Source organism: Serratia sp. CoH_134_PS_4 (assembly GCF_058190535.1).
This window is the reverse complement of record NZ_JBXWKI010000016.1, coordinates 53,411-76,380: the sequence shown is the minus strand read 5'-3', so window position 1 is coordinate 76,380 and position 22,970 is coordinate 53,411. Positions and strand designations below refer to the sequence as shown.

Below are 22,970 nucleotides of genomic sequence, written 5' to 3'. Positions count from 1 at the left end.
AACGAAGTTGCCTGGTTGAGCAAATGGTCTAAAACAGACCATTTGGTAAAAATGGAGTGCACAAAAAATAGGCGCAGATGCCCGTTAAAGGTGCAAAAAATCACTCGGAAGGGGTAGTCGGCAAAGGCGTAGGTTTCATTGGGTGGCTTTGTTATGCTGGCTTGAATCAGCTTGCTTTAAGGAGCCGTAGTGAAGCCACAAGCCGCTAAATCGCCCACGCGCCGCTCACGTGCGGTGGCCGCAAAGCGCAGCACCATTATGGATGCTGCGCTGGAGTTTTTCTCACTGTACGGCATTCACGGTACTAGCCTGGACCAGGTGGCGGAGCGTGCCGATGTATCTAAAACCAACTTGTTGTATTACTTCCCTTCTAAAGAAGAGCTGTATGTGGCGGTGTTGAAAGGCATTCTTGAGGTATGGCTGGCGCCGTTGAAGGCGTTACGGGCCGATCAGGAACCCCTGCAGGCTATTGGCGAATATATCCGATTGAAACTTGAAGTGTCCCGCCATCACCCGCAGGCGTCACGGCTTTTTTGCCTGGAGATGATCCAAGGGGCGCCGCTGCTAAAACAGGAACTGCAAGGGGGGCTGAAGGCGCTGGTGGACGAGAAGTCTGCCATGATTGAGCGCTGGATTGCCGAGGGGCATATCGCGGCGGTAGATCCACACCACCTGATCTTCATGCTGTGGGCAACCACCCAACACTATGCCGATTTTTGGGTACAGGTAGAAGCCGTGACCGGCAAGACCTTAGAGGATGAGGCATTTTTTCTACAGACGGTGGAAAACGTGCAGAGAGTGATTATCGATGGGATCCGGCCGCGCTAAGCGCCAGCGGAGGGGGGTAGGGGGACAGTGAACCGTCCCCCTGAAGAGGGTTAAGCCACTTTTTTCTTGCGCAAGAACACGTAGGACAGACCGAGTACCACGAACCACAGTGGCGTGACGATCAGCGCCTGACGGGTGTCATCACGCAGCGTCAGCAGTACCAGTACAAAGGCGAAGAACGCCATACACACCCAGCACATCAGTTTGCCGGCCGGCATCTTGTAGATCGATTTCTGGTGCAGCGCTGGGCGTTGCTTACGATAAACCAGATACGAACACAGAATAATGGTCCATACAAACATAAACAGGATCGCCGAAACCGTGGTAACCAGCGTGAATACCGTCATCACGTTCGGGATCAGGTAAATCAGCACCACGCCACCCAGCAGGCAGATACACGAGAAGGTCAGGCCGTTAGCCGGTACCGCTCTTTTGGACAAATTAGCAAACGACTTAGGTGCATCGCCTTCCTGCGCCAGACCGAACAACATGCGGCTGGTAGAGAACACCCCGCTGTTGGCGGAAGAGGCCGCGGAGGTCAAGACCACAAAGTTGATTACGCTGGCGGCCGCAGGCAGGCCAATCAGTACGAACAGCTCAACGAACGGGCTCTTGTCGGCAACCACTGAGCTCCATGGTGTGACCGACATAATCACGATCAGCGCGAACACGTAGAACATGATGATACGGATTGGAATTGAGTTGATGGCGCGTGGCAGCACTTTTTCAGGATCTTTGGTTTCAGCCGCAGTCGTCCCGACCAGTTCGATGCCGACAAAGGCGAATACCGCGATCTGGAACCCAGCGAAGAAGCCACTGATGCCTTTCGGGAACATGCCACCGTCATTCCACAGGTGCGAGAACGATGCGACGGTACCGGTAGGCGACTGGAACTGCATGGCGATCATGACAAGTCCGGCAACGATCAGCCCAACAATGGCGACGATTTTGATCATCGCAAACCAGAACTCCATCTCACCAAACATCTTCACCGTTGCCAGATTCAGGCCCAGCAACAGCAAGATGCACAGCAAAGAAGCGATCCACTGTGACAGTTCGGGGAACCAGAATTGCGCATAGGCGGTTATTGCCACGACGTCTGCAATACCGGTGACGACCCAGCAGAACCAGTAGGTCCAACCGGTGAAGAAACCAGCCCAAGGGCCGAGCAAATCGGCGGCGAAATCGCTGAAGGACTTGTATTCCAGATTGGAGAGCAGCAGCTCGCCCATGGCTCGCATCACGAAGAACAGCATAAAGCCGATAATCATGTACACGAAGATGATAGAAGGCCCGGCCAGACTGATGGTTTTGCCGGACCCCATAAACAGGCCTGTACCGATAGCGCCACCAATGGCAATCAGTTGAATATGTCGGTTAGTTAGGTTTCGCCGTAGATGATCTTCTGATTCTGGCGGTGCCTCTGCGGCTATTTTAGATTGATCTACCATCTTATGATGTCCTGTTTTACCTGTCATGAGTGAAATTGCGAGCTCTGAAGTGGCTCTTTTTTATACGATTATCCGGTTTTCCCGGCTTTAGTAAGGTAGTGCAATAACGCCACCTTTGTGCAACATGTTTACAACATTTATGCGAGGGATAAAAGTCGATTGTTCTTTACACTGCGGAGGCAAATCGGACGTCTTGGGGGCGGAAGATTACTCTGGCTCGTAGCAGATTAATAGCCCTAATGTGGCTTATCTCATTGATAAAACAAGAGGTTAAAAATATCGCATGAAAAAAACTAATGAGTGTAAGCGTTTGACATTCGGGGTGTGGAGGCGAATAATTTAACCCGTTGGGTCGTTAGCTCAGGTGGTAGAGCAGTTGACTCTTAATCAATTGGTCACAGGTTCGAACCCTGTACGACCCACCAACAAATCATGCAGTTAGCGTGTTTTCTTCCTTTCCGATTTTTCTTTGTGTGGCCTAATTGGGATACACTTCGCAAAAATTGCATAAATCTAGCGTGAATATTCAGTTAAGTGATCTGGCGCAAGCCGGGTCTGTCTTCGCCCATTTCTATCGACTTTCCACCGCCGATTTCCTACAAAATTGATAATGAAACTTCTGATGGGATGAACCTGCCGGTTCGGCGTTCCGAAGGGCGCGAATTGGTTTGGTACGGGTTATACCCTGTCAATCAAGTGAATGTGTTCGCGGCTTTCATGGAATAGCCGTCGACAAAGAATACGGTAACAGTCTCGGTCGAATTCATCGGCCGGGAAACTGAGCTTTTCAGCTTCATGCAACGATGCCGCGGTACCGAGGTAGAACCAGTTACTGATTATATGGAAGGCCTTGAGTTGGCCTTGCCGTTCCTCGATGGCGATTCTCCCAGGGTATGGCCAGTGTCGTACCTGGGCTTGCTCCAGGGCACCGATCAGCCTGGTCTGATGGGCTTGTGGGGTTTCCTTCCCGCAGCATACGCCTGCGCACTTGCCTAATTGGTGGCGAAAACAGGGTTGACCGGGGCGGCCTTTTTCAATATCCAGATGTGTCAGGCAAAGTCGTTCCTGATCGGCAATATCGAGCAGAAAGTCGATGGCCGCCGTGCGCCGCAGAAACAGGCCGTATAAGTTTGGCGTTCGGGAAAAGTCCAGCGCATCGCTGTAAACGATACGCGTTTGGGAGTCTTGCACTTGTAACGCACAAAGCCGGCGAATTTTGCGCAGTCGCTTGTTGTAAAGTGGACTTTGTTGTTTAACCAAAGATGATTCAAGCAGTAGCGCACCAATCTCACCCACTGTCTCGATGCAGGTTATGCGACGGGTGGTGGCAAGTAATCGCGCTTCCCGCGGATTACGCAGGTGAGACTGAACACGGCGGCGAATATTGACGCTTTTGCCTATGTATAGCGGATGCGCGCAGTTGTCTCCGTGAAAGAAATAGACCCCACAGGTTTGCGGCAGATTGGCGACTTGTTCAGTCAGATGTTCAGGGTATTGATACATGGGCTATCAGGGACTCACCGTTTATGCAGACGTGGCGTATCACGCCAACGTTAATATTGTCTCATTATAAGCGTATCACCTGCTCAGGTTGTGCTAAGAATCATCCCGAAGCGTATGTGCTTAACTACGTGACCATCATCAATCATGCCGTTGACCTGTTCTGTAGTGACGACCACAAGAGGCAATAGCTTGCCGTCAGGCGTAAAGGGACGGTATCTGTCGCTGCGCTTATCGCACTGAGATGCCTATTTTTGCTTTCAGACCCGTGCTTTATCTCGAAGTTGAGATTTGTTATCATTTGCACGAATTTTACCTATAGGGATATAGATATGCGTAAATCGCTACTCGTTGCTCTGGGCGTGATTGTGCTGTCAGGATGCGCGGACCAGCAAGATGATTATGAGTCGTTTAACAAGGTGTCTGCAGACCCGTCGAGCGGTAAAGAGTGGAAAGAGTTTGTCGCCCCTCTCTCAGTGAAAACGCAATCGCCGGGTGAGCGGGAAATGAAGCGCGCTATCCGCCAGAACTGAATGAGAATAAGCCCACCTGAGTGGGTTTTTGCTTTTTAGCCAGGCAATCATACGTCATAGCCAGTGAATTGGCGTCGTCTGCTATACCTTGGCCCATAAATCGGGCTGCCACAGGCTGTTTTAAAAGGAAGGGAATCGTGAGGAAAACACATTTAGGGTTTGACGTTAGCGTACCGGCATTAGTTTTCGTGATTGCCTCGCTGCTGTTGACGGGGTGCTCTAAGACCAGCGCGATTAAACCGGGGCCATCTGGAGACGAGGTCGATGCGCTTTTTGCTGGCTTGGAAGGTAAAGCAACGCCTGTACCTGGTGACGAGATCAATGCGTATCTCACGCAGATACGCGCGGCTATTCAAAGCCATTTCCACTTTGCCGATGCTTACGCCGGTAAGAAATGTTCTTTAAGAATTAAACTGGCTCCGAATGGAATGCTCATAGATGTTCAAGCCGAAGGCGGTGACCCCGCTCTTTGCCGCGCAGCGATAGTGGCAATCACAAATGCCAGCTTTCCCAAACCCCCTTCACCCGCTGTTTATCGTGTCGTTAAAAATGCCGCGTTGGAGTTTCGTCCCCAATAACCGGAATGGCGACAGGATTGTGGCAGCAAGGCGCTTTCCATCTCTTTGCCGTTCGACCATGTTTCCTTTAGCCGCAGCCGGTTTCTCTGATAGGGCATTAGTCCTGGGCGATGAGAGCCGCCGGGTATTACGGCACTTAAAATAGCTGCCCTACAGACATCAAGGCGACGGACCAAACCCCGGCAGACAGCGCACTGGCGCAATAGACCTGCTTGCGTGGCAAAGAGATCATACCGGCGACCAACGGTACGGTGTAGCGCATCACAGCTAAAAAACGCGATACAAACAAGAGCGGGATCCCATTCTTTTGTAGCGCGGATTTCGCTTTGTGCACTGCACCGTGGTAACGGGCCGGCAGCCAGTTTCCGCTTCTACGATGTTGAAGCCATGCGCCGCAGTGGAAGGATAAAATGGAGCCGAGTAGGGCACCGAGGGTAATTGCCGCCCAGACGTGAGTGTCGGCCAGTATCGGTTTACCGGCGACAATACCCAGCATCAGCGTCACTGAGGCGGGCGGCAGTACCGAAGAAATAAAAATGACCGACTTACCCAAGGCAAACAGGAAAATGAGCAGCAACAGGAAGCCGGGTTCTGGGCCATATTTGGCGAGAGTGGCGCTTAATGCCTCCATGGAAGACCTTCATAAAATGTGCCTGAGGGTCAGTGTCCCATTAACCGCTTCAATATAAGCTAAATCGAATGGCTTCAACGCCCAGATTATCTACTGATCTGAGCATGGCTTCTGGTGTTGTTCGCGGCCCATCCTTTTAAGGCGAAGATCAACGCGGCGCACAGCAAAGAGAACATTGCCAACACGATCAAGCCTGCATGCGGGCTATTGAAACGCAGTTCCGCCTCGGTCCGTATTAACGGTGCCAGGAAGCTGAACAGTGCGCCCAACGTGGTGCAAAAACCGATGCCGGCCGCCAACGCCGGGCCTGAAAGGATCTGTGCAGGTAGGGTCCAGAATATCGGTTGCACCGCCAGAAAGCTGACGGCGCAAAAACACAGCGCAATAATGGCAAGAATCGGACCGGCATAGGAAGAGACAACCAATCCCAGCGCGGCAATGAGCATGCAGCCGATGGCGATGGGTAAACGGCGAGCGGTTTTGCGATCGGCATACCGCGGGATGTAATAGACCCCAAATGCTGACACGGCCCAGGGGATTGCCGCTACCAGCGATGCCTTAAACCCAATATTGGTGCCCATCAGTGAGGCCACTTGCGAGGGCAAGAAAAACAACAGGCCGTACACGCCGACCTGAATGGTGCCGTAAATAAAAGCCAGGTGCCAAACCTTGGTATTCCTCAACGCATCCTTCACACTGCTGGTCTCGGTATTTTTTTGTTCCAGGGCTAACTGCGTCACCAACGCCTGCTTTTCTTCCGGAGTCAGATAGCGTGCTGTGGCTGGGCTATCGTCAAGATAGAAATAGGCGAAGATCCCCAGGCCAACGGCCGGCAAACCTTCCAAGACAAACATCCAGAACCAGCCTGGCTGCCCCAGCACGCCATGCATTTCAAGCAACGCGCCAGAAATCGGTGAGCCCAGGGTCAAGGCGGCGGGAACCCCGAGCACAAAGATACCTATCACTGAGGCTCGGATCTTGTTGGGGAAATAAATGGAAGCGAGCAAAAGGATCCCGGGGTAGAAGCCCGCCTCGGCCAGCCCCAGCAGGAAGCGTAGGGCGATAAATTGGTATTCGTTGCTGACGAAACCCGTGCAGGCTGACAGACCCCCCCATACCGCCGTGGTGGCGCTGAGCCAAACCTTCGCACCCAGCCTATTCATCAGCAGGTTGGCTGGAATACCGAAGATGGCGTAAGCCGCGAAGAATATCCCCGCACCCAGTGCGAAGGCGGATTGTGACAAGGCGATATCAACCGACATCGCGTCTTTGGCAAAGCCCACATTCACGCGATCGATAAAGGCGACAAAATACAAAGAGAACATCAGGGGGATCAATCTGCGCCAGGTCTTCTTGATGGCTGAGTTGAGCGCGGGGCTGGTGTAGGTCGTATTGTTCACTGGGTTAAACCTCTCAAACAGGTTGAACGACGGAGAGCGACGCAAGACCGGCAGCTCTCTTGCCTCCATTGCCACTGCGGGAGCATTCACTGTCGGTATTCAGTTTTTGCCCAAAGGTCTAAAGGACTAATGGTCAGGCCTTTGTGGGCAAAAAAATCGGCGATAAACGCGGTCCTGGCCATGCGATTAGAGAAGAACTCTTGCGGACACTAAAAATTGACAATTGGTTAACTTGAAATTCACATATGGGCGGGGATGATTCAAGCCTGGTGATGAAGATCTGTGCGCGCAATCACTGAATGCCAAACTTTGCATTTAATAAAGGCAAACTCTGTTCTGCGCAGGTAGAGTGACCCCACATGATAGATATGCTGAAGGGAAAGGGCGACATGCTAAAGGTAATAGCAGAAGATTTTATCAAGCTCGATTGTATAGACACGGTGATGCCGCTGTATCAGGAATTGGTCGAGAAAACCCGGCAGGAACCACGTTGCCTTTCCTATGAACTGTTTATTGATCATCAGGATCCGGGACATTTTATTTTCGTTGAGGAGTGGCCCGATCAAGCCGCGCTGGATACTCATTGCCAAACTGAACATTTCAAACGATTAGTGCCGTTGATCAATCAGCACCAAAGCAAATCTTGTACCTTTCTATTTATGCAGCCTTTCCCTTCAGCGGAGCGTTGAAAGACCAAAAAATCCCCGCAGAGCGGGGTTAATGGCTTCTCAAATGCGGTCTTGTAGTGATTAAAAATTAGACGATCAATGGCGGGCCTACTCTAGGAATGCTCTCAAAAGAAAAGCTATCCAGCCAGTTTGACGGTATTCATTTTTCTGACAGAGGCGTCACGATTTTTTCTTTCTGGAAGCAAAACTGTATTAACAACAGGGCGAAGATCCCCAACGGCAACGACAATAGCGGCAGGCAGTAGATCGGTAAGGTATACAGCGTCAGGCCACCCAACATACTGCCTGCCGCAATACCGGCATACAAAACCGAACTGTTTAGTGAAACGGTCAACGCACCAACAGGTTTTGACAATGACAATAAGTGATGTTGAATGGGGACCAGATACATCCAGCCGCTAATGCCCCACACCAGGAAAATCGTGAGTACCCACCAAGGGGACGTGGCGTAAAACGTCAGCAGGAATAGTGAACCGGTTTGAACAGACACCGAAAGCAGCAGCACACACTTACTGCCGAAGGTATCGGTCAACAGGCCGGAAACGATGTTGCCGATGACTGCGCCGATACCGAACACCAGCAGCGCGAGGGGCAAAATTGCCTCCTGGCCCAACTGGGTGTCTTTTAGCAATACGCTCACATAGCTGTAAACAATGTGCTCGGAACAAACGGCGAAGAAGGTGATCACTAAGGTTGTCAGTACCGCTTTTTGCCGCAGTGGGGCAAGCCGTTCTTTCAGCGTATGTTTACCCGACGCCGTGATGGTATTGAGTGTCAGTGAAAGGCCCAGCAGCGAGAAAACACCCAGCAGTGCGATCAGTAAAAAGATCTCTCGCCAGCCGATCAGCGTGGCCAAGAAGGTTCCAAAAGGAATGCCCAGGGCGATAGCCAGCGTCATGCCGCCATAAACGATCGCTATCGCCAGCCCACGGCGCTTTTCCGAGACGAGTCCAGCCGCAGCGGCGGCAGCCTGTGGCATATAGCAAGCTGCCCCTAGCGCTGCCAGTACGCGCCCGGCACACATTTGAAGAAAGCTGTCGGCATCAGTGCAGACCAGATTTCCGGCGATAAATAGCCCCAGAGCCAACTGTAAAACAGGCTTACGGTTGACGTTGCCCAGCAGCCAGGCTGTCAGTGGAGCAAACATCATGTAAGCCAGGGAAAAGACCGTGATTAATTGACCTGTCTGTGCGGGGCTCATTGCAAAGGTGTCAGATACCTCATTAAGTATGCCGGCGACGATAAACGCATCGGTACCTATGGCAAAGGTACCGGTCGCCATCAGGCACAGCGTCAGGAAATGGCCATTATAATCTGTCATGGTAGCGGGCCCGATTCAGATGATTGCTGTTGTGATTGAAAAATCGTGTTTGTACGTCATTCAGTTCCCACGAATAAGTGATATCTCTGCTTATGGTGCGGGTCATTGCGAATAACCCTTTGCCATAAAAATCGCTGTGAGTTTTTTTATGTTTGCAAAGGCTGAGCCTTTTATTCGGGTTTAAATTGTTCCGGGTGTTACTGGCAAAAGTAATGGGGGGAGGACATTGGTGTCCACTGGTAGAAATGACAGGTTAACAACACGTATTTTTTATGTTCTCTGGGTAAAGCCAGCAAGCAGCGGGGTTAACGTGGTTATATATTCACACATGTATGGCATCGTTACTTTTAGTTATAGCCAGGGTGTTTATATTATATGAAACGGCCGTTGTCGCCCTGATATAGTGAACCTCACTTACTGATTGGCCTGCACTGTGCGCTGGAGAACCGCTTTATGGACACTCACATTCAGCCTTTGATGGATGATCTGCTCAGCAGCCTGTCTGACCGCGAGGTGTTTTTAAGTCGGTTGGCACCTTGCGCTCAGGCGCTGGGTTTTGAGTACTTTTCTTATACGGTCTTTTCCTGCTATCCGGCCAGCCGGCCAAAAATGTTGATAGAAAGCAATTACCCCGAGCCATACCTGGAGGACTACCGCAAACTGCGGGTGTACCTGCAAGACCCGATGGTTGAACGGGCTCACCACTCTACGCTGCAGTTTTATTGGGACGAGCAGTTCTATCAGAATAAGCCGGCGCTGTGGTGGCGTATGGCGCAATTCGGCCTTCGCGAAGGTTGGTCGCAGTCGATCAAGGATTGCTATGGTCGGCTGGGTATTCTCACCTTTGCCGGTAAAAAGATCCCTGACCAGTCACCGCAGGCCGGCGCACGCCACGAAACCTTTTTTCTGTGGCTGGCGCAGATTGCCCATAAAACGCTGCGTGAAGCATTAATATCGGTGAACGACGAGGCGATAAAAGACGTACTGACGCTGCGCGAGAAGGATATTTTACGCTGGTGCAGTGAAGGAAAAACCTCGGAAGAAACGGCGTTGTTAATGGGGTTGAGCGAGCGGACGGTGAATTTTCATATCGGCAATTCTATTAAAAAACTGTCGGTGGCCAATAAAACCGCCGCCACGGCGAAAGCGGTGTATTTACAGCTGATTTAGCCGACGCTGAAATAATTATTTGGCTAGCCGTTAGGGATGTTATGTTTATATTCTGTTAAACAGAGAGTCATTCCCTTTCGTTTATACTGCCGATCACAAAAGCGCGAGAAAGCGGTTCACCCTTATCCCTCTCGGCAGTACGCTGTAGGCACTGCGGTTACATAGAAGGGATGTGATATGTACAAGACAATATTAGTGCCGATAGACATTGAAGAAGACCTGCTGACCGAGCATGCGCTGAAGCATGTTGAGTATCTGGCGAAGCTTTCCGGTGCCAAAGTGCATTTCCTTCATACGTTGCCGGATGCTTCGGCGTTCGTCACTGCGTATTCGTTTGGCATTAAAGAGTTTGAAAACCAGGCGGAAGTGAAGGCCATCGATAAGCTGAAAAAAATCATGTCGGAAGTCGACATTCCGCTGGAGCGTCTGGATTATACTGTCAGTTTCGGTTCTCCACGCGATCAGGTACTGGAATTGGCGGAGGAAATTGACGCTGAACTGATCATCATCGGTTCGCGTCGTCCAAGTGTGAAAACCTATCTGCTGGGTTCCAATGCCGCGGCCATTGTGCGCCATGCCAACATCTCCGTGATGGTGGTCAGATAATCTTTTTATTCAGGCCCGCAATTCACGGCTGCGGGCCTGCATCATTCAGCGGCAGAGAGCCACAATGTCGTCATACAGCGTCTGCGGTAAGGTAATGCCATGCTGCTCACTGTATTGTCTTTGTTGAAAACGCCGTTCCCCTGGAATACGTGCCCCTTGCTCGTTCATATCAGCGAACAACGCCTCCGCCCGGGCTAAATGGGCTGTTTTGTCTGCACCCAAAAAACGATCGGGATCCATCGCGATAATAAGCTCACCCCCATAGGGCGACGAACCGGTCTGCTTATCATAGGCCAGCGACTCTTTACTGGTCATATCACCAATCAGTGGCCCCGCAAGCAGTTCTACCATCGCCGCCAACGCCGATCCTTTATGGCCGCCAAAGGTCAGCATCGCGCCTTGCAACACGCTGGCGGCATCGGTAGAAGGTTCCCCTTGTTGGTCTATGCCCCAACCTGGCGGTAGCGGCGTACCCGCACGCCGATGCAGTTCAATTTCCCCGCGTGCAGCCGCACTGGTGGCCATATCAAAAATAAACGGCGGCCGCTGTGGCCGAGGCCAACCGAAGGCAATAGGGTTGGTGCCAAACAGCGGCCGGGTTCCACCAGCAGGCGTGACCCAGGCATGGCTAGGGGTACAGGCCAATGCCACCAGCCCCTGATCGGTTAATGGCTCGATATCCGCCCACAGCGCGGAGTAATGCACACAGTGGTTAATCGCCAAGGCGGCGATGCCGTTGGTGCGTACCTTGTCGATAAAGGTTGGCAGTGCCGTACGATAGGCCAGCAACGAGAAAGCGTCGTGGGCATCCACGCGCAAAATTCCCGGGGCCTGATCGATCAGCGTGGGGGTGGCGTCGGCAGAGACTTTACCTGCCAACAGCGAACGCACGCAGCCGAGCACTCGGTACAGGCCGTGTGAGGCGCAGCCGTCACGTTCACCGGCAGTTACGTTCTGCGCGACGGCATCGGCATGTTCGGCGCTGAAGCCGTTGCTGCGCAATGCGCGCAGTGCTAGATGATAAGCATCGTTTAGCGACAGGTGTTGGGTTTGCGTCATCAGATTTTCCCTCCGTAGTTACTCTTCTTCATCGCCGGTAAAATTTGCCTGAGGTAAACAGGTATAGGCTCCCCAGTAATAGATAGCTAACGCAATGACCGCCACCGTGAGGGTGTCCCACGGGTGGCCGATCGCGTTGATGCCGCCAAAACTGCCGAGGTAGGACGCGATAATAATCAGCGCATAGAAGGCGATCAGCCACAGTGAGGACCAAACTTGCTGCTTCAGGCTGACGGCGTGGGTTGGCACCTTGTTTTTGAACAGGATATAGACGACAAACATCAGGATTTGCAGGCCGAGTAGCCAGGAAACCGTGTTCCAGCCGGACCAATAGACGATTAACGCCGAGATAATAAAAGATACCGGGCCAAGCACGCAGAACCCACGCACGAAGAAGGGGCGCGGCAGATCAGGCGCGTTGCGGCGTAGGCCTGCGGCGGTAACAGGTGCAATGGCGTAACTCAGCACCAATGCGGCGGACACTACGCCGATCAGCCTCTCCCAAGAGGGGAAAGGCAGCGTCCAGAAGATCGACAGCGCAAAAGTCAACCACAGTGCGGGACGTGGGATGCCGGACTCTCCGTCGATGCGGGTAAAGATCTTAAAGAAGGTCCCGGCGCGCGCCCAGCCGTACACCACGCGCGGCGTGGCGTTCATATAAATGTTGCCGGTGCCGCTCGGCGAGATAATCGCGTCACTTACCACCAGAAATGCCAACCAACCCATGCCCAACGTGATAGCGATATCCCGGTAGGGCAGTGAAAATTGCTGACTGATGCCGGCCCAGCCACCGCTCAGCATTTCGCTGGGGATACTGCCGAGGAAGGCCACTTGCAGCAGTACGTAGATAATCGTGGATAACACCACCGACAGGATCAGCGCGATAGGGATGGTGCGCTGCGGGTTTTGCACTTCGCTGGCGACCGAGATAATGGGCGTCAGTCCCAGATAGGCAAAGATAATCCCACCGGCTGAGATAGCTGCTTCCACCCCGGCAGAGCCGAAGGGAGCAAACCCCTGACTGTGCAGGTTTTCAGGCTTGAAGAAGCTGAACAGCACCACGATAACCAACAGCGGCACCACGAATTTAATCACGCTGATCAGATTGTTGGATTTCGCAAAGGTTTTGACACTGTAGTAGTTCAGGGCGAAGAAAAAACACAGCAACAGCAGTTGGACCAGCCAGCCGATCAATGTCGGGTTGCCCGAGCCGGGTTGGCTTAGAAAAGGAAACCAGGCGGCGGCATACTGGCGGGCAGCAACAATTTCTATCGATATCAGGCTGGAGAAGGCAATTAGGGTAATAAACCCCAGTAAATAGCCCATCAGTTCCCCGTGGGAGAACACCGGGTAACGAATAATGCCGCCGGCGCGTGGAAGTGCGGCGCCGAGTTCACAATAAACAATCCCGAGCAGTAAGACGGCCAGGCCACCTATCAGCCAGGAGTAAATACCGGCTGGGCCGGCGATGGAGGACACGTGGCTGGCGGCGAACAGCCAACCTGAACCAAATATTGCGCCCAGGCCGATAAACGTTAAGTCGGTGAGCGTAAGCTGCTTCTTGAATTTGCCTTGGGTTGTCATGGTTTTACCCTTTTGTTATTAGATGGCATGCAGATGTGGTCTGGCTAATGGTTGGCGGATGAGTGGACTGGGTCACGGGTGTAAATACCGTTAACCAGCCGCAGCAGGCCAAGCGGATTACTGTCTTGTAACGGCGGTGGCAGCAGTGCCGCAGGATAATTCTGTAAGCAAACCGGGCGCAGGAAGCGTTCAATAGCCAGCGTGCCCACAGAGGTGCCGCGTGCATCGCTGGTGGCAGGATAAGGGCCGCCGTGCACCATGGCATCACACACTTCTACTCCAGTCGGATAGCCGTTGAACAGCACACGTCCCGCTTTGCGCGTCAACTGTTGCGCCAGCGGTGCGGCATCATGTAAATCGCCCTCGTCGGCCAGCAAGGTGGCGGTTAATTGCCCTTGCAGGCTATCGAGCGCGGCAGTCAGTTGTTGGTTATTTTCCACCGTTACCACAATGGCCACAGGGCCAAACACTTCCTCCTGCAACAGCGGGTTGCCGCTCAGCAGCAAGTCGATATCAGCCTGGTACAGCTGTGGTGCCGCCAGATAAGGTCGTTCCTCGCGGTTGCCGGCAAGGTGGCGAATGCCTGGTTGTTTTTCGAGTGCAGCCAACCCGCTGTGGAAATGTGTCAGCGTGCCGGCGTTCAGCATGGCCTGCGGCGCGGCAACGTTTACCTTCGAGGCGAGTTCCTGAATAAATTGATCAAATGCTTCTCCACGTGGGGCGATGATCAACCCCGGTTTGGTGCAGAACTGCCCACACCCCAAGGTGAAGGAGGCAACCAGTTCGTGCGCAATTTGCTCACCACGGCGGGCCAACGCCAGCGGCATCACGATCAGCGGGTTGATGCTCGACATCTCGGCAAATACCGGGATAGGGTGCGGGCGGCGCATGGCGAGATCGAACAGGGCCCTGCCACCCCGTAACGAGCCGGTAAAGCCCACCGCCTGGATGGCTGGGTGCTGGACCAGATCGGCACCGATGCGGTCGCCGTAAATCATGTTGAAGACGCCGGCCGGGATGTTTTGCTGTTCTCTTGCCCGTTCAATTGCCTGCGCGGTCAATTCGGCAGTGATCATATGGCTGCTGTGCGCTTTGAACACCACCGGGCAACCCGCCGCGAGTGCAGCGGCGGTATCACCACCGGCAGTGGAGAACGCCAGAGGGAAATTGCTGGCACCAAATACGGCCACCGGACCGATGGCGGTTCGATACTGCCGGAGATCGGGGCGTGGCAACGGTGTCCGCTGCGGCAACGCGCTGTCTATGCGCACGCCATGCATATCCCCACGGCGTAGCAAGGTGGCAAATAGCCGCATCTGGCCGCTGGTTCTGGCCCGTTCGCCACTGAGGCGAGCTAATGGCAGCGCGGTTTCCTGCATGGCGAAGGTAAAGAAATCCTCACTCAGTGCATCCAATTGGTCGGCAATCGCCTCAAGAAAATCGGCGCGGCGTTCGGCGCTGAATTGTGAATAAGCCGTGAAGGCTTGTGCGGCTGCGTCGGCAGCCGCAGCGGCTTCTGTGGCGCTGGCTGAGAAAAAAACATGACCGGTCGGCAGACCGTTATCGGCACGCAGGCTGATAAGGTCGGCCTCACCGCTGGCGTAGCGTTGGCCGCCGATAAACTGTCTGCCGCTGAGGGTATAGGTGTTGGGCATGGGTTCCCCCTGTTTAGCAAGTGGCTAGGCCCGGCAGTGAACCGGGCGAGTGAGAGCGGCGATTAAAGACCGACATTCGGCAATGCTGGGCGGTTTGCCAGCGCTTTTTTGACCACCGCAGTGACGTCGGCAAGCGTCTCGCCTTGCAGCGCTAAACGTGGCGGACGGGTGATAGCGCTGCCACGGCCGACTAACTCTTCACACAGCTTGATGCACTGCACCAAATCCGGTCGCGCATCCAGGTGCAGCAACGGCATAAACCAGCTGTAGAGCGCCAGCGCTTCCTCAAAGCGTTTTTGCTTCGCCAGGCGGAATAGCGTTTCGCCTTCGCGTGGGAAGGCGTTAGACATTCCGGAGATCCACCCTTCGGCGCCGACGGCGATGCTTTCCAGTACGACGTCGTCCAAGCCTGCGAACAGCACAAAGCGGTCGCCGACCTCATTACGCAAATCGATAAAGCGACGGGTATCACCGGAAGAGTCTTTGAAACACACGATATTTTCGCAGTCGACCAGGGTCGTCAGGATGTCGGGCGTCACGTCGTTTTTATAAATGGGAGGATTGTTGTAGACCATGATCGGCAGATCGGTGGCGGTGGCAACGCTGCGAAAGTGTGTGGCGGTTTCATGGGGTTTGGCAGAGTAAACCAATGCCGGCATGACCATAATGCCGTCGACACCGACCTTCTGAGCTTCACGCGCCATATTCTTCGCGAAGGCGGTAGTGAATTCGGCGATGCCGGCAATGACGGGCACTTTGCCCTGTGCAGCATCACGTGCGACTTCAATGACTGACAGTTTTTCCTGCATTGTCAGCGAGGTATTTTCACCCACGGTGCCGCAGACCACCAGACCCGAAACGCCGTCCTTGACCAGGTTTTTGATCACCGTATGGGTGGCGTCGAGATCCAAAGAAAAGTCGCTGCGAAACTGAGTGCTGACCGCCGGGAATACGCCGCTCCAGCTAATGGCTTTATGGCTCATAGTGTTTGTCCTGTCGTCCAAGTTTGTTAATCAATGGTGAATTATTGGTAAAATCCAATCACAGATTGACCTGTATTGTTCGCAGGGGCTTGACGGTTTTCGCCGAATGCCATGACGAAATTGGCACAATTGGACAGAACATCAGATAGCCAAAACCCTGACGTTTACCACGCCTAAAAGGAAGAGGTTATTGATATGAGTCAATGCGTTATGGTGCGAGCGTGATGCGGAAATCGCGAGGTGTGGAGCCGGTCATCGCCTTGAACTGGCGGCTGAATGCGCTGTGATCAGTGTAGCCGCACTGCAAGGCTATGTCGGTAATGGGCAGATCGCTGGCCAGCAGTTCGGTGGCTTTTTCCAGGCGTACTTTGTGGATCATCTGGCGTGGCGTGAGATGAAAAATGCGTTTGCAGTAACGTTCGATCTGCGCCACGGAAAGCGCAGTGAGCGTCGTCAGTTCTTCGAGAGCAATTGGGCGGGCGTAATGCTGACGAATATAGACGTCTATGGCGGCTAAACGTTGATAGGCGGGGTGATTCGCTTTGGCCTCTTGCAGGTCATGCGATATGCCCGCCATGCCGATGATTTTGCCCTGAGTATCATACAGCGCCAGCTTTTGCGTCAGGCACCAGCCGGTTTCACGGCCACTGTACAGGTGCATTTCCAGCTGATCCTGGATCATAACGCCATGGTGCAGTACACGCCGATCTTGCTCGGTATACCCCGAACCGAGCTGCGCTGGGAATACGTCCGCCGAGGTTTTACCCAGAAGCGGCGTGACGGTTTTAAATCCACAACGTTTAGCCAGTGTCAGGTTGGCCAACAGATAACGTGCCTGCACGTCTTTGATAAAGAACACGACGTTGGGAATGGCGTTGAGCAGCGGCACGATCAACGCCAGTGAGTTCAGCAGGTCATGCAGGGTATTCGGGCGCTGTTGTGCCAGGCCATCGCACCAGCGAGACAGTTGTTCAATGGCAAAGACGTCCTCTTCCTGTTCGTCAACAAGGGGCCGGGGAGCAGTGATAACCGGATGGTCTTGGGCTAATCGCATAGCAATACCTTTTCCCGTCGAGTGACTCAAATCTGAGGCGGCCGGGCAGGCCATTTTTGAAGCGCTTAATCAATATTAACTTTCTTATAACTTTTCAAGCGTAGCTGCCAATTATGCGGAACACCGCATACTTTTGCATGCCACTGAGCGGGCATCCGGTAAAACGCCAAGCCGAAAATTGTGCTGATTTCTGCATTCCCCGCGCCGAAATGCATCAAGCCGTCATCAGCATATTCGGTCAGGCTAACGCTATCGGTAACATTTCATTAACCCAGGAGACTCCGATGGCTCTTACTTCGCAATTCACCCGGCTGCGCGCGATCGATTCCCATACTGGCGGTGAGCCAACACGGCTGATCGTCGATGGATTCCCCACATTGGGCACCGGCAGTATGGCGGAGCGCAAGGCACTGTTTGCCCAACAGTATGACGACTGGCGCAGCGCTATTATTCTGGAGCCTCGCGGCAATGACGTGCTGGTGGGGGCTTTGCTGTGTGAACCCTGTTCACCACAGGCAACGGCAGGGGTGATTTTCTTTAATAACGCCGGTTATCTGGGGATGTGCGGCCACGGCACTATCGGACTGGTGGCCTCGCTGGCCTATCTGGGGCGGATTGGCGTAGGGGAGCACCTGGTAGAAACCCCGGTGGGTACGGTGAATGCCACGTTGCACGCGGATGGCAGTGTAACAGTGGAAAACGTGCCCGCTTACCGATATCGCCGACAGGTTGCGGTTGAGGTGGCGGGGTACGGAACGGTGGTTGGCGATATTGCCTGGGGCGGGAACTGGTTTTTTCTGATCGGCGAGCATCATCTGGCTATCAATACGCAAAATTTGGAGGCCCTCACGGCCTTTTGTTGGGCTGTGCGTCAGGCTCTGGAGCTGGCGGGGATTTATGGGGAAGAGGGTGGCATGATTGATCACATCGAACTCTTTGCCGCCGATACGCAGGCTGACAGCCGCAACTTTGTACTGTGCCCGGGCAAGGCTTATGACCGTTCCCCCTGCGGTACTGGCACCAGTGCAAAGCTGGCCTGTCTGGCCGCTGACGGAAAATTACAGCCAGGAGAAATTTGGCGTCAGGCAAGTGTGATTGGTAGCCAATTCAGCGGCTATTACCAGCATAACGGCGATCGCGTGACGCCGTTTATTCGTGGGCAAGCCTATGTGTGTGCTGACAGCCAACTGTTGTTAGATGAGCGTGATCCCTTTATTTGGGGGATCCGTTAATGGTTGCCTGCAGGCGTGCCGAGGCGATTGTGGTGGGGGCTGGCATCATTGGTGCTGCCTGCGCCTGGCAGCTGGCAAGGCAGGGGGTTCAAGTCCTGCTGGTAGACAATCAGCGTGCGGGTGCGACGGCAGCAGGCATGGGGCATCTGGTTTGTATGGATGATAACCCGGCGGAACTGGCCTTAAGCGCCTACTCGCTGCAACTGTGGCGCAGCGTGGTGGACCGGATACCGGAAAGCTGCGCCTGGCGCGGTTGTGGTACGTTGTGGCTGGCAGAGCGGGACGATGAAATGGCCATTGCCGCAGGCAAGCGGCAACGTATGGCGGAATATGAGGTTGCCAGTGAAATATTGAGCCCCACTCAGGTTGCGGGGCTGGAACCTATGCTGCGTGCCGGGTTGGCGGGGGGATTACGCGTGCCGGGTGACGGCATCGTGTATGCCCCTAACGTTGCCGGGTGGTTAGTCGCTGACGCTGGGTCTGCGGTCAGGGTGATCACGGGTGAGGCGATCGCGCTGGAAGCGCAGGCCGTCGTGTTGGCCTGCGGTGAACGGCTAACGGCGCCGGTTGTCGTACTGGCCAGTGGCCTGCAGGCCGATAGGCTGTTGGAACACCCCTTATTACGTGCGAAGAAAGGGCATCTTGCGATCACCGATCGCTACCCCAGGCGGGTTCGTCATCAATTGGTTGAACTGGGTTATGGCGCCAGTGCCCATGCCAGTGATGGCACTTCGGTAGCATTTAACGTTCAGGCTCGCCCAACAGGCCAGTTGTTGATCGGCTCGTCGCGCCAGTTTGATGTCCCTGACAGCACTATCGATATGGTATTGCTGGCCGCCATGTTGGCACGCGCCAACACCTTCCTGCCTGAACTGGCTCAGATGAACATTATCCGCTGCTGGACCGGTCAACGCGCCGCGTCTGCCGACGGCTTGCCGCTGCTGGGCCCGCATCCTCAACATCGCTGGTTATGGTTAGCGTTAGGTCACGAAGGGTTGGGTGTCACCACAGCGTTGGGCAGCGCAGCACTGATCGCGGCGCAGATCCATAATCATCGACCGGCCATTGATGACACGCCTTATCTGGCATCGCGCATGTTTCGGAAAGAGGTGTTGTCAGTATGAACAAGAAACAGACTCTACTTACGTTAACCCTTAACGGTGAAACTCTCTGCGTGCCGGAGGGCATTACCGTGGCAGCTGCGCTCAGCCTGAGTGGACAGGATGGGTGCCGTTTTTCTGTCAGCGGCCAATTACGTGCGCCGTTTTGTGGCATGGGTATCTGCCAAGAGTGTCGTGTCACGGTGAATGGGCTTCGGAGGCTGGCGTGTCAGACACTGTGTCAACCTGGAATGCATATTGAAAGGACAGAGAATGAGTGAGCTCACGTGTGATGTACTGATTGTTGGTGCTGGTCCTGCAGGGTTAGCGGCGGCTTGCGCTGCGGCAGAGAGTGGCCGGTCAGTGCTGGTGCTTGACGACAACCTCCGTCTGGGTGGGCAAATCTGGCGCGATGGGCCGACTGTAGCGCTACCTACGCTAGCGCAGCAATACCGTCGGGCCGTTGAGGCACAGAGTAATATAACATTGCTTAATGGTGTCAAAATCGTAGCCCAGTGTGGGCCGCAAAGCATTCTCTACGAAGATGCGGCGGACAGTGGCACCGTGGAGTATCAAAAACTGATTTTGTGCTGCGGCGCTCGGGAACTGTTGCTCCCGTTTCCCGGTTGGACGTTGCCGGGCGTGACCGGCGCGGGCGGCCTGCAGGCGCAAATTAAGCAAGGGCTACCTATTAAAGGAGAGCGGGTGGTTATTGCGGGTAGCGGCCCATTGCTGCTGGCCGTTGCCAACAGTGTTGCCAGCGCAGGGGGGGAAGTGATAATGCTGGCGGAGCAAGCGCCCGTCTCGCAAATAGCGGCTTTTGCCGGCGGGTTATGGCGTTGGCCTGTGAAGTTACGCCAGTCTTTTGCTCTCGCCAATAGCCATTATCGTCCAGGCTGCCATGTGCTGGAGGCGTTAGGTGAACAGCGGCTAAAAGCGGTTAGGATTAAAAAAGGCGGGCGCGTGGTGACACTGGACTGCGAACGTTTGGCCTGTGGTTTTGGGCTGGTGGCGAATATCGAGCTGGCGATGCTATTGGGATGCCGTATCGACAATGACGTTATTGCGGTGGGCGATGACCAGCAGACCAGCCAAGCGAATATTTATGCAGCCGGTGAATGTACCGGTATTGGCGGCAGTGAACTGGCGCTGGCTGAAGGCGCCATTGCTGGATATGCCGCAACCGGCAATCTGGAGAATATGCAGGCATTAACGGCACAACGTGCCAAGTGGCAGCAATTTTCTGATGCGGTGGCGCGAGCCTTTGTGCTTAATCCAGCATTGAAAGCGCTGGCAACACCCGAAACATTGTTGTGCCGTTGTGAAGATGTGTCGCTGGGGGAGGTTAGTGGCTTGCCTGACTGGACGTCGGCCAAGTTGAGGAGCCGCTGTGGCATGGGGGCCTGCCAGGGCAAGATCTGTGCGACAGCGGCACGCCACGTGTTCGGCTGGCAGTTTTCAACGCCGCGCATTCCATTAACACCGGTAAGGGGGGCAACATTGGCGCGCTTGGGAAGGATAAAAACCGACGGATAAGCCTGCTACACTCAGACAGAGTGAGCGGAAAAATCGGGCGGAGAACGGATGACAAATGCACTGATTACACTGGGGCTGTGCCTGCTGCTAATGCCGCTGTTGTTGTGGCTGATTGGCCGGGCATTATCAGCGGCAAAAGATAAAAAGCCGGAAGGGGACAAGCGTAAACCCAGGTCCGGCATGCCGCACGGTGATGATGAATAATCTCCGGCGGCACGCGCTATCGGTGAAGGCGCCATGCCAACCCCGTCATTGGCATTCCTAATACTGTGGCCAATAATACGTTTTCTCATGCCAGCCTTTGCCGTACATGCAGGCTTCGATGGTTGCCGAACGGGCCCCCTCATTACGATCATTTTGCACCGTTTTAAACGAGGGTTGTTTTTCGTAGCGATAACCTGCCGGGCAGTCCTTCTTATCTTTCTCGCAAGTCTGATAGGTGTTTTCGTAGCTAAATTCAAAATCTCTCACCACGTCGGGTGGAAAACGCTCGAAGCCGCGCCCTTTGCATTCGGCATATTCAGCATCGCGAGTGGCAGCGCCAGCACCCGCTCTTTCCCACTGTGTACAGGCGTTCAATGTCATTAATGGTAATATAATCAAAAATCTATACGTCTTCATGGTGTCCCTGACTCTTCCTTTCGTCCTATACGCACTCCCTAGGAATTTTCCTAGCAGAGGAAGGGGGGAGTGTAATAAATTGGTGCCAAAAAAGGAAATGATAATAGTTATTGTTTAGATGAGGTTGATGTAGTCTGCCGGCCTGGATGGAGGCTGAGAAATTCACTGATGATTGAAATAATAATTAATTGTGATAATACACGCGCTAAGTTTTTTTTCGGGTTTTATATTCCTGCATTTTTAAGATATTTACCCAAGGGTTTTTCTTTATTCTTGGTTAAGAAAGGATATTTAAAGTATGCAAAATTGGTTGCAGGGTATTTATATTGCTTTTTATGGGTTTTCACAGTTAAAACTATTATTGAATTTTCAGGTAATGCGATTGCAATCCATGTGTAAATTTTCTAGATTCAGGATCGATAGATGATTGTCATGATGATGAAGACATTAAAGGGAGTTTTATTTTGGCGAATAAACCTGAAGTGCCTAAAAACAGTGCTGGTTTACCTTCATTATCAGATAATTATGATGGGTTGAGAAATCTTTCAGATGTGGGTGATTCATTGGGCTATGGTCGTACGCGTTTTTATCAGTGGTGTCGAGGACGGGGCTTTATCACCCTGATGAATGCACCCTCTCCGGAGATGATCAGTTCCGGTTATATGGTGACTGAATTATCGGAAAATGGCTATTCGCGAGTTTACGTGACAGATGAAGGCTTTAACTATGTGAGTGGCGTTTTTCAAGATGACATTAAGAAACGCATGGTTAAGCTTTAGATTATCCATAAAAATCCTATCTATTTCAATATAATAACACCAGAATATTCTTATGTTTCCGGTTGTTATACATAGAAAAATGTGGGTAAGCGGAGATGGCCCTCTTTTCTATCCTCCCCAGAGCATTGGAAGTTATCTTATTTTTCTACCAACAGCGCTTCAGTGCTACGGTCGGCGGTTATTCTCTTGCTACTATGAGGATCGTTTTTTTTCAGGAGCTCAGGATGAAGCATTACGCCGCTTTACTCGTTACGGCCATGTTGTTGTCTGGCTGCGCCACCCAAAGTGTTCCATTACAACAGGCGGAGTTACCACCACCTAGCCGTTTGTTGCTTTATCAGAACGTGCCGCAAACGCCATTTGCAACGGTAGTCGTTGTTCGTGACAGCGGGATGTTGGCAGGGAGTTGCCGTACCGGGGTGTATATCAACGGAGAGTTTGCTGCATCACTGGCGGCCAAAGAGAAGGCCGAGTTTCGGATACCCGTAGGTAATAATGAAATTAGCATTGGGCAGGATATGATCGAAAATAGCCTGTGCATTTGGCGCGATACCAACGGCCGCTTACCGATGACGTTACGTGCCGGTGAGAGCCGTTATTTCCGAATCGCCGGCGATATGCAACGCGGATTTGTCCTGCAGGCCAGCAAGCCATAAACCT

At 53.3% G+C, this 22,970-nt stretch carries 25 protein-coding genes and 1 tRNA gene; 15 read left to right on the top strand and 11 right to left on the bottom strand.

Translation table 11 applies throughout. The annotated features are described in order from the left end of the window. Window positions 1–189 precede the first annotated feature (189 nt). Complete coding sequence (gene rutR, locus AC2FCQ_RS21000; protein WP_209632660.1) at window positions 190–828, top strand: HTH-type transcriptional regulator RutR; 639 nt, start codon at window positions 190–192, stop codon at window positions 826–828. 50 nt (window positions 829–878) lie between these two features. Here rutR and cycA read toward each other — a convergent pair whose 3' ends face one another. Then, complete coding sequence (gene cycA / locus AC2FCQ_RS20995) at window positions 879–2,279, bottom strand: D-serine/D-alanine/glycine transporter (protein WP_209632661.1); 1,401 nt, start codon at window positions 2,277–2,279, stop codon at window positions 879–881. Window positions 2,280–2,628: 349 nt separating this feature from the next. Between cycA and AC2FCQ_RS20990 the strand changes: the two genes are divergently transcribed. Continuing rightward, window positions 2,629–2,704, top strand: a tRNA-Lys gene (locus AC2FCQ_RS20990). 253 nt (window positions 2,705–2,957) lie between these two features. Here AC2FCQ_RS20990 and AC2FCQ_RS20985 read toward each other — a convergent pair. Then, the gene (locus AC2FCQ_RS20985) at window positions 2,958–3,782 is read right to left on the bottom strand and encodes an endonuclease (RefSeq protein WP_209632662.1); all 825 of its coding nucleotides are present in this window, start codon (window positions 3,780–3,782) and stop codon (window positions 2,958–2,960) included. A 329-nt stretch (window positions 3,783–4,111) separates the two neighbouring features. Here AC2FCQ_RS20985 and AC2FCQ_RS20980 point away from each other — a divergent pair, with 329 nt between their 5' ends. After that, window positions 4,112–4,312: a hypothetical protein gene (locus tag AC2FCQ_RS20980; RefSeq protein WP_490307712.1), complete on the top strand. Its 201-nt coding sequence runs from the start codon at window positions 4,112–4,114 to the stop codon at window positions 4,310–4,312. Window positions 4,313–4,332: 20 nt separating this feature from the next. Further along, window positions 4,333–4,890, top strand: coding sequence for a cell envelope integrity protein TolA (tolA, locus tag AC2FCQ_RS20975; RefSeq protein ID WP_490307711.1), 558 nt, complete (start codon window positions 4,333–4,335; stop codon window positions 4,888–4,890). 136 nt (window positions 4,891–5,026) lie between these two features. On the opposite strand, the gene AC2FCQ_RS20970 is transcribed toward tolA, so the two are convergent. Then, complete coding sequence (locus AC2FCQ_RS20970; RefSeq protein WP_490307710.1) at window positions 5,027–5,521, bottom strand: DedA family protein; 495 nt, start codon at window positions 5,519–5,521, stop codon at window positions 5,027–5,029. An 86-nt stretch (window positions 5,522–5,607) separates the two neighbouring features. Then, window positions 5,608–6,846 carry an MFS transporter gene (locus tag AC2FCQ_RS20965; protein ID WP_314587372.1) on the bottom strand — a complete coding sequence of 413 codons (1,239 nt, stop codon included), beginning with the start codon at window positions 6,844–6,846 and terminating at the stop codon, window positions 5,608–5,610. Between the two features lie 464 nt (window positions 6,847–7,310). On the opposite strand from AC2FCQ_RS20965, the gene AC2FCQ_RS20960 reads away from it, so the two are divergent. Beyond that, on the top strand, window positions 7,311–7,610 hold the full coding sequence (locus AC2FCQ_RS20960) for a putative quinol monooxygenase (RefSeq protein ID WP_490307742.1): 300 nt from the start codon (window positions 7,311–7,313) through the stop codon (window positions 7,608–7,610). A 139-nt stretch (window positions 7,611–7,749) separates the two neighbouring features. Here AC2FCQ_RS20960 and AC2FCQ_RS20955 read toward each other — a convergent pair whose 3' ends face one another. Further along, window positions 7,750–8,931 carry an MFS transporter gene (locus tag AC2FCQ_RS20955; RefSeq protein WP_490307709.1) on the bottom strand — a complete coding sequence of 394 codons (1,182 nt, stop codon included), beginning with the start codon at window positions 8,929–8,931 and terminating at the stop codon, window positions 7,750–7,752. A gap of 453 nt (window positions 8,932–9,384) precedes the next feature. Here AC2FCQ_RS20955 and AC2FCQ_RS20950 point away from each other — a divergent pair, with 453 nt between their 5' ends. Together AC2FCQ_RS20950 and AC2FCQ_RS20945 are read left to right on the top strand one after the other, a co-directional pair. Beyond that, a complete protein-coding gene (locus tag AC2FCQ_RS20950; RefSeq protein WP_490307708.1) occupies window positions 9,385–10,101 on the top strand; it encodes an autoinducer binding domain-containing protein in 717 nt (238 codons plus the stop codon). 177 nt (window positions 10,102–10,278) lie between these two features. Beyond that, window positions 10,279–10,707, top strand: coding sequence for a universal stress protein (locus tag AC2FCQ_RS20945; protein WP_490307707.1), 429 nt, complete (start codon window positions 10,279–10,281; stop codon window positions 10,705–10,707). Window positions 10,708–10,752: 45 nt separating this feature from the next. On the opposite strand, the gene AC2FCQ_RS20940 is transcribed toward AC2FCQ_RS20945, so the two are convergent. The 5 genes from AC2FCQ_RS20940 to AC2FCQ_RS20920 all read right to left on the bottom strand — a co-directional run bounded on the left by AC2FCQ_RS20940 (window position 10,753) and on the right by AC2FCQ_RS20920 (window position 17,042). After that, window positions 10,753–11,766 (bottom strand): Ldh family oxidoreductase, encoded by a 1,014-nt coding sequence (locus AC2FCQ_RS20940; RefSeq protein ID WP_490307706.1) that lies wholly within the window; start codon window positions 11,764–11,766, stop codon window positions 10,753–10,755. An 18-nt stretch (window positions 11,767–11,784) separates the two neighbouring features. Further along, entirely contained in the window at window positions 11,785–13,350 is a 1,566-nt protein-coding gene (locus tag AC2FCQ_RS20935) for an APC family permease (RefSeq protein WP_490307705.1), read from the bottom strand. Window positions 13,351–13,394: 44 nt separating this feature from the next. Then, window positions 13,395–15,005 (bottom strand): aldehyde dehydrogenase (NADP(+)), encoded by a 1,611-nt coding sequence (locus AC2FCQ_RS20930; protein WP_490307704.1) that lies wholly within the window; start codon window positions 15,003–15,005, stop codon window positions 13,395–13,397. A gap of 62 nt (window positions 15,006–15,067) precedes the next feature. Further along, on the bottom strand, window positions 15,068–15,988 hold the full coding sequence (locus AC2FCQ_RS20925) for a dihydrodipicolinate synthase family protein (RefSeq protein WP_265555031.1): 921 nt from the start codon (window positions 15,986–15,988) through the stop codon (window positions 15,068–15,070). 208 nt (window positions 15,989–16,196) lie between these two features. After that, entirely contained in the window at window positions 16,197–17,042 is an 846-nt protein-coding gene (locus tag AC2FCQ_RS20920) for an AraC family transcriptional regulator (RefSeq protein WP_265555028.1), read from the bottom strand. 284 nt (window positions 17,043–17,326) lie between these two features. Between AC2FCQ_RS20920 and AC2FCQ_RS20915 the strand changes: the two genes are divergently transcribed. From AC2FCQ_RS20915 to AC2FCQ_RS20895, 5 genes are read left to right on the top strand one after another with little or no spacing between them, the layout of a single operon-like run. Further along, entirely contained in the window at window positions 17,327–18,274 is a 948-nt protein-coding gene (locus tag AC2FCQ_RS20915; RefSeq protein WP_490307703.1) for a 4-hydroxyproline epimerase, read from the top strand. Then, a complete protein-coding gene (locus tag AC2FCQ_RS20910) occupies window positions 18,274–19,398 on the top strand; it encodes an NAD(P)/FAD-dependent oxidoreductase (protein WP_490307702.1) in 1,125 nt (374 codons plus the stop codon). The genes AC2FCQ_RS20915 and AC2FCQ_RS20910 overlap by 1 nt, the downstream gene beginning before the upstream one ends. Beyond that, window positions 19,395–19,655: a (2Fe-2S)-binding protein gene (locus AC2FCQ_RS20905; protein ID WP_209632677.1), complete on the top strand. Its 261-nt coding sequence runs from the start codon at window positions 19,395–19,397 to the stop codon at window positions 19,653–19,655. Before AC2FCQ_RS20910 ends, AC2FCQ_RS20905 begins: the two co-directional genes overlap by 4 nt. After that, window positions 19,648–20,910 carry an FAD-dependent oxidoreductase gene (locus AC2FCQ_RS20900; RefSeq protein WP_490307701.1) on the top strand — a complete coding sequence of 421 codons (1,263 nt, stop codon included), beginning with the start codon at window positions 19,648–19,650 and terminating at the stop codon, window positions 20,908–20,910. The genes AC2FCQ_RS20905 and AC2FCQ_RS20900 overlap by 8 nt, the downstream gene beginning before the upstream one ends. A 48-nt stretch (window positions 20,911–20,958) precedes the next feature. After that, entirely contained in the window at window positions 20,959–21,114 is a 156-nt protein-coding gene (locus tag AC2FCQ_RS20895; RefSeq protein WP_209632679.1) for a hypothetical protein, read from the top strand. 57 nt (window positions 21,115–21,171) lie between these two features. Here the strand turns inward: AC2FCQ_RS20895 and AC2FCQ_RS20890 are convergent, their stop codons facing one another. Then, window positions 21,172–21,531 carry a hypothetical protein gene (locus tag AC2FCQ_RS20890; RefSeq protein ID WP_490307700.1) on the bottom strand — a complete coding sequence of 120 codons (360 nt, stop codon included), beginning with the start codon at window positions 21,529–21,531 and terminating at the stop codon, window positions 21,172–21,174. A 168-nt stretch (window positions 21,532–21,699) separates the two neighbouring features. On the opposite strand from AC2FCQ_RS20890, the gene AC2FCQ_RS20885 reads away from it, so the two are divergent. The 3 genes from AC2FCQ_RS20885 (at window position 21,700) to AC2FCQ_RS20875 (ending at window position 22,966) form a co-directional block, all read left to right on the top strand. Beyond that, entirely contained in the window at window positions 21,700–21,930 is a 231-nt protein-coding gene (locus AC2FCQ_RS20885) for a hypothetical protein (protein ID WP_209632681.1), read from the top strand. A gap of 65 nt (window positions 21,931–21,995) precedes the next feature. Then, the gene (locus AC2FCQ_RS20880) at window positions 21,996–22,310 is read left to right on the top strand and encodes a hypothetical protein (RefSeq protein WP_490307699.1); all 315 of its coding nucleotides are present in this window, start codon (window positions 21,996–21,998) and stop codon (window positions 22,308–22,310) included. Window positions 22,311–22,534: 224 nt separating this feature from the next. Continuing rightward, a complete protein-coding gene (locus AC2FCQ_RS20875; RefSeq protein ID WP_209632682.1) occupies window positions 22,535–22,966 on the top strand; it encodes a hypothetical protein in 432 nt (143 codons plus the stop codon). Window positions 22,967–22,970 lie beyond the last annotated feature (4 nt).

Bases quoted from the DNA above. Each gene is read 5' to 3' on its own strand.
- AC2FCQ_RS20925 (WP_265555031.1), bottom strand. From the start codon at position 15,988: ATGAGCCATAAAGCCATTAGCTGGAGCGGCGTATTCCCGGCGGTCAGC.
- AC2FCQ_RS20960 (WP_490307742.1), top strand. From the start codon at position 7,311: ATGCTAAAGGTAATAGCAGAAGATTTTATCAAGCTCGATTGTATAGAC.
- AC2FCQ_RS20875 (WP_209632682.1), top strand. From the start codon at position 22,535: ATGAAGCATTACGCCGCTTTACTCGTTACGGCCATGTTGTTGTCTGGC.
- AC2FCQ_RS20965 (WP_314587372.1), bottom strand. From the start codon at position 6,846: ATGTTCTCTTTGTATTTTGTCGCCTTTATCGATCGCGTGAATGTGGGC.
- AC2FCQ_RS20970 (WP_490307710.1), bottom strand. From the start codon at position 5,521: ATGGAGGCATTAAGCGCCACTCTCGCCAAATATGGCCCAGAACCCGGC.
- AC2FCQ_RS20985 (WP_209632662.1), bottom strand. From the start codon at position 3,782: ATGTATCAATACCCTGAACATCTGACTGAACAAGTCGCCAATCTGCCG.
- AC2FCQ_RS20955 (WP_490307709.1), bottom strand. From the start codon at position 8,931: ATGACAGATTATAATGGCCATTTCCTGACGCTGTGCCTGATGGCGACC.
- cycA (WP_209632661.1), bottom strand. From the start codon at position 2,279: ATGGTAGATCAATCTAAAATAGCCGCAGAGGCACCGCCAGAATCAGAA.
- AC2FCQ_RS20890 (WP_490307700.1), bottom strand. From the start codon at position 21,531: ATGAAGACGTATAGATTTTTGATTATATTACCATTAATGACATTGAAC.
- AC2FCQ_RS20945 (WP_490307707.1), top strand. From the start codon at position 10,279: ATGTACAAGACAATATTAGTGCCGATAGACATTGAAGAAGACCTGCTG.
- AC2FCQ_RS20930 (WP_490307704.1), bottom strand. From the start codon at position 15,005: ATGCCCAACACCTATACCCTCAGCGGCAGACAGTTTATCGGCGGCCAA.
- AC2FCQ_RS20905 (WP_209632677.1), top strand. From the start codon at position 19,395: ATGAACAAGAAACAGACTCTACTTACGTTAACCCTTAACGGTGAAACT.
- AC2FCQ_RS20895 (WP_209632679.1), top strand. From the start codon at position 20,959: ATGACAAATGCACTGATTACACTGGGGCTGTGCCTGCTGCTAATGCCG.
- AC2FCQ_RS20940 (WP_490307706.1), bottom strand. From the start codon at position 11,766: ATGACGCAAACCCAACACCTGTCGCTAAACGATGCTTATCATCTAGCA.
- AC2FCQ_RS20980 (WP_490307712.1), top strand. From the start codon at position 4,112: ATGCGTAAATCGCTACTCGTTGCTCTGGGCGTGATTGTGCTGTCAGGA.
- AC2FCQ_RS20950 (WP_490307708.1), top strand. From the start codon at position 9,385: ATGGACACTCACATTCAGCCTTTGATGGATGATCTGCTCAGCAGCCTG.
- AC2FCQ_RS20935 (WP_490307705.1), bottom strand. From the start codon at position 13,350: ATGACAACCCAAGGCAAATTCAAGAAGCAGCTTACGCTCACCGACTTA.
- AC2FCQ_RS20915 (WP_490307703.1), top strand. From the start codon at position 17,327: ATGGCTCTTACTTCGCAATTCACCCGGCTGCGCGCGATCGATTCCCAT.
- AC2FCQ_RS20900 (WP_490307701.1), top strand. From the start codon at position 19,648: ATGAGTGAGCTCACGTGTGATGTACTGATTGTTGGTGCTGGTCCTGCA.
- AC2FCQ_RS20920 (WP_265555028.1), bottom strand. From the start codon at position 17,042: ATGCGATTAGCCCAAGACCATCCGGTTATCACTGCTCCCCGGCCCCTT.
- AC2FCQ_RS20910 (WP_490307702.1), top strand. From the start codon at position 18,274: ATGGTTGCCTGCAGGCGTGCCGAGGCGATTGTGGTGGGGGCTGGCATC.
- AC2FCQ_RS20885 (WP_209632681.1), top strand. From the start codon at position 21,700: ATGATTGAAATAATAATTAATTGTGATAATACACGCGCTAAGTTTTTT.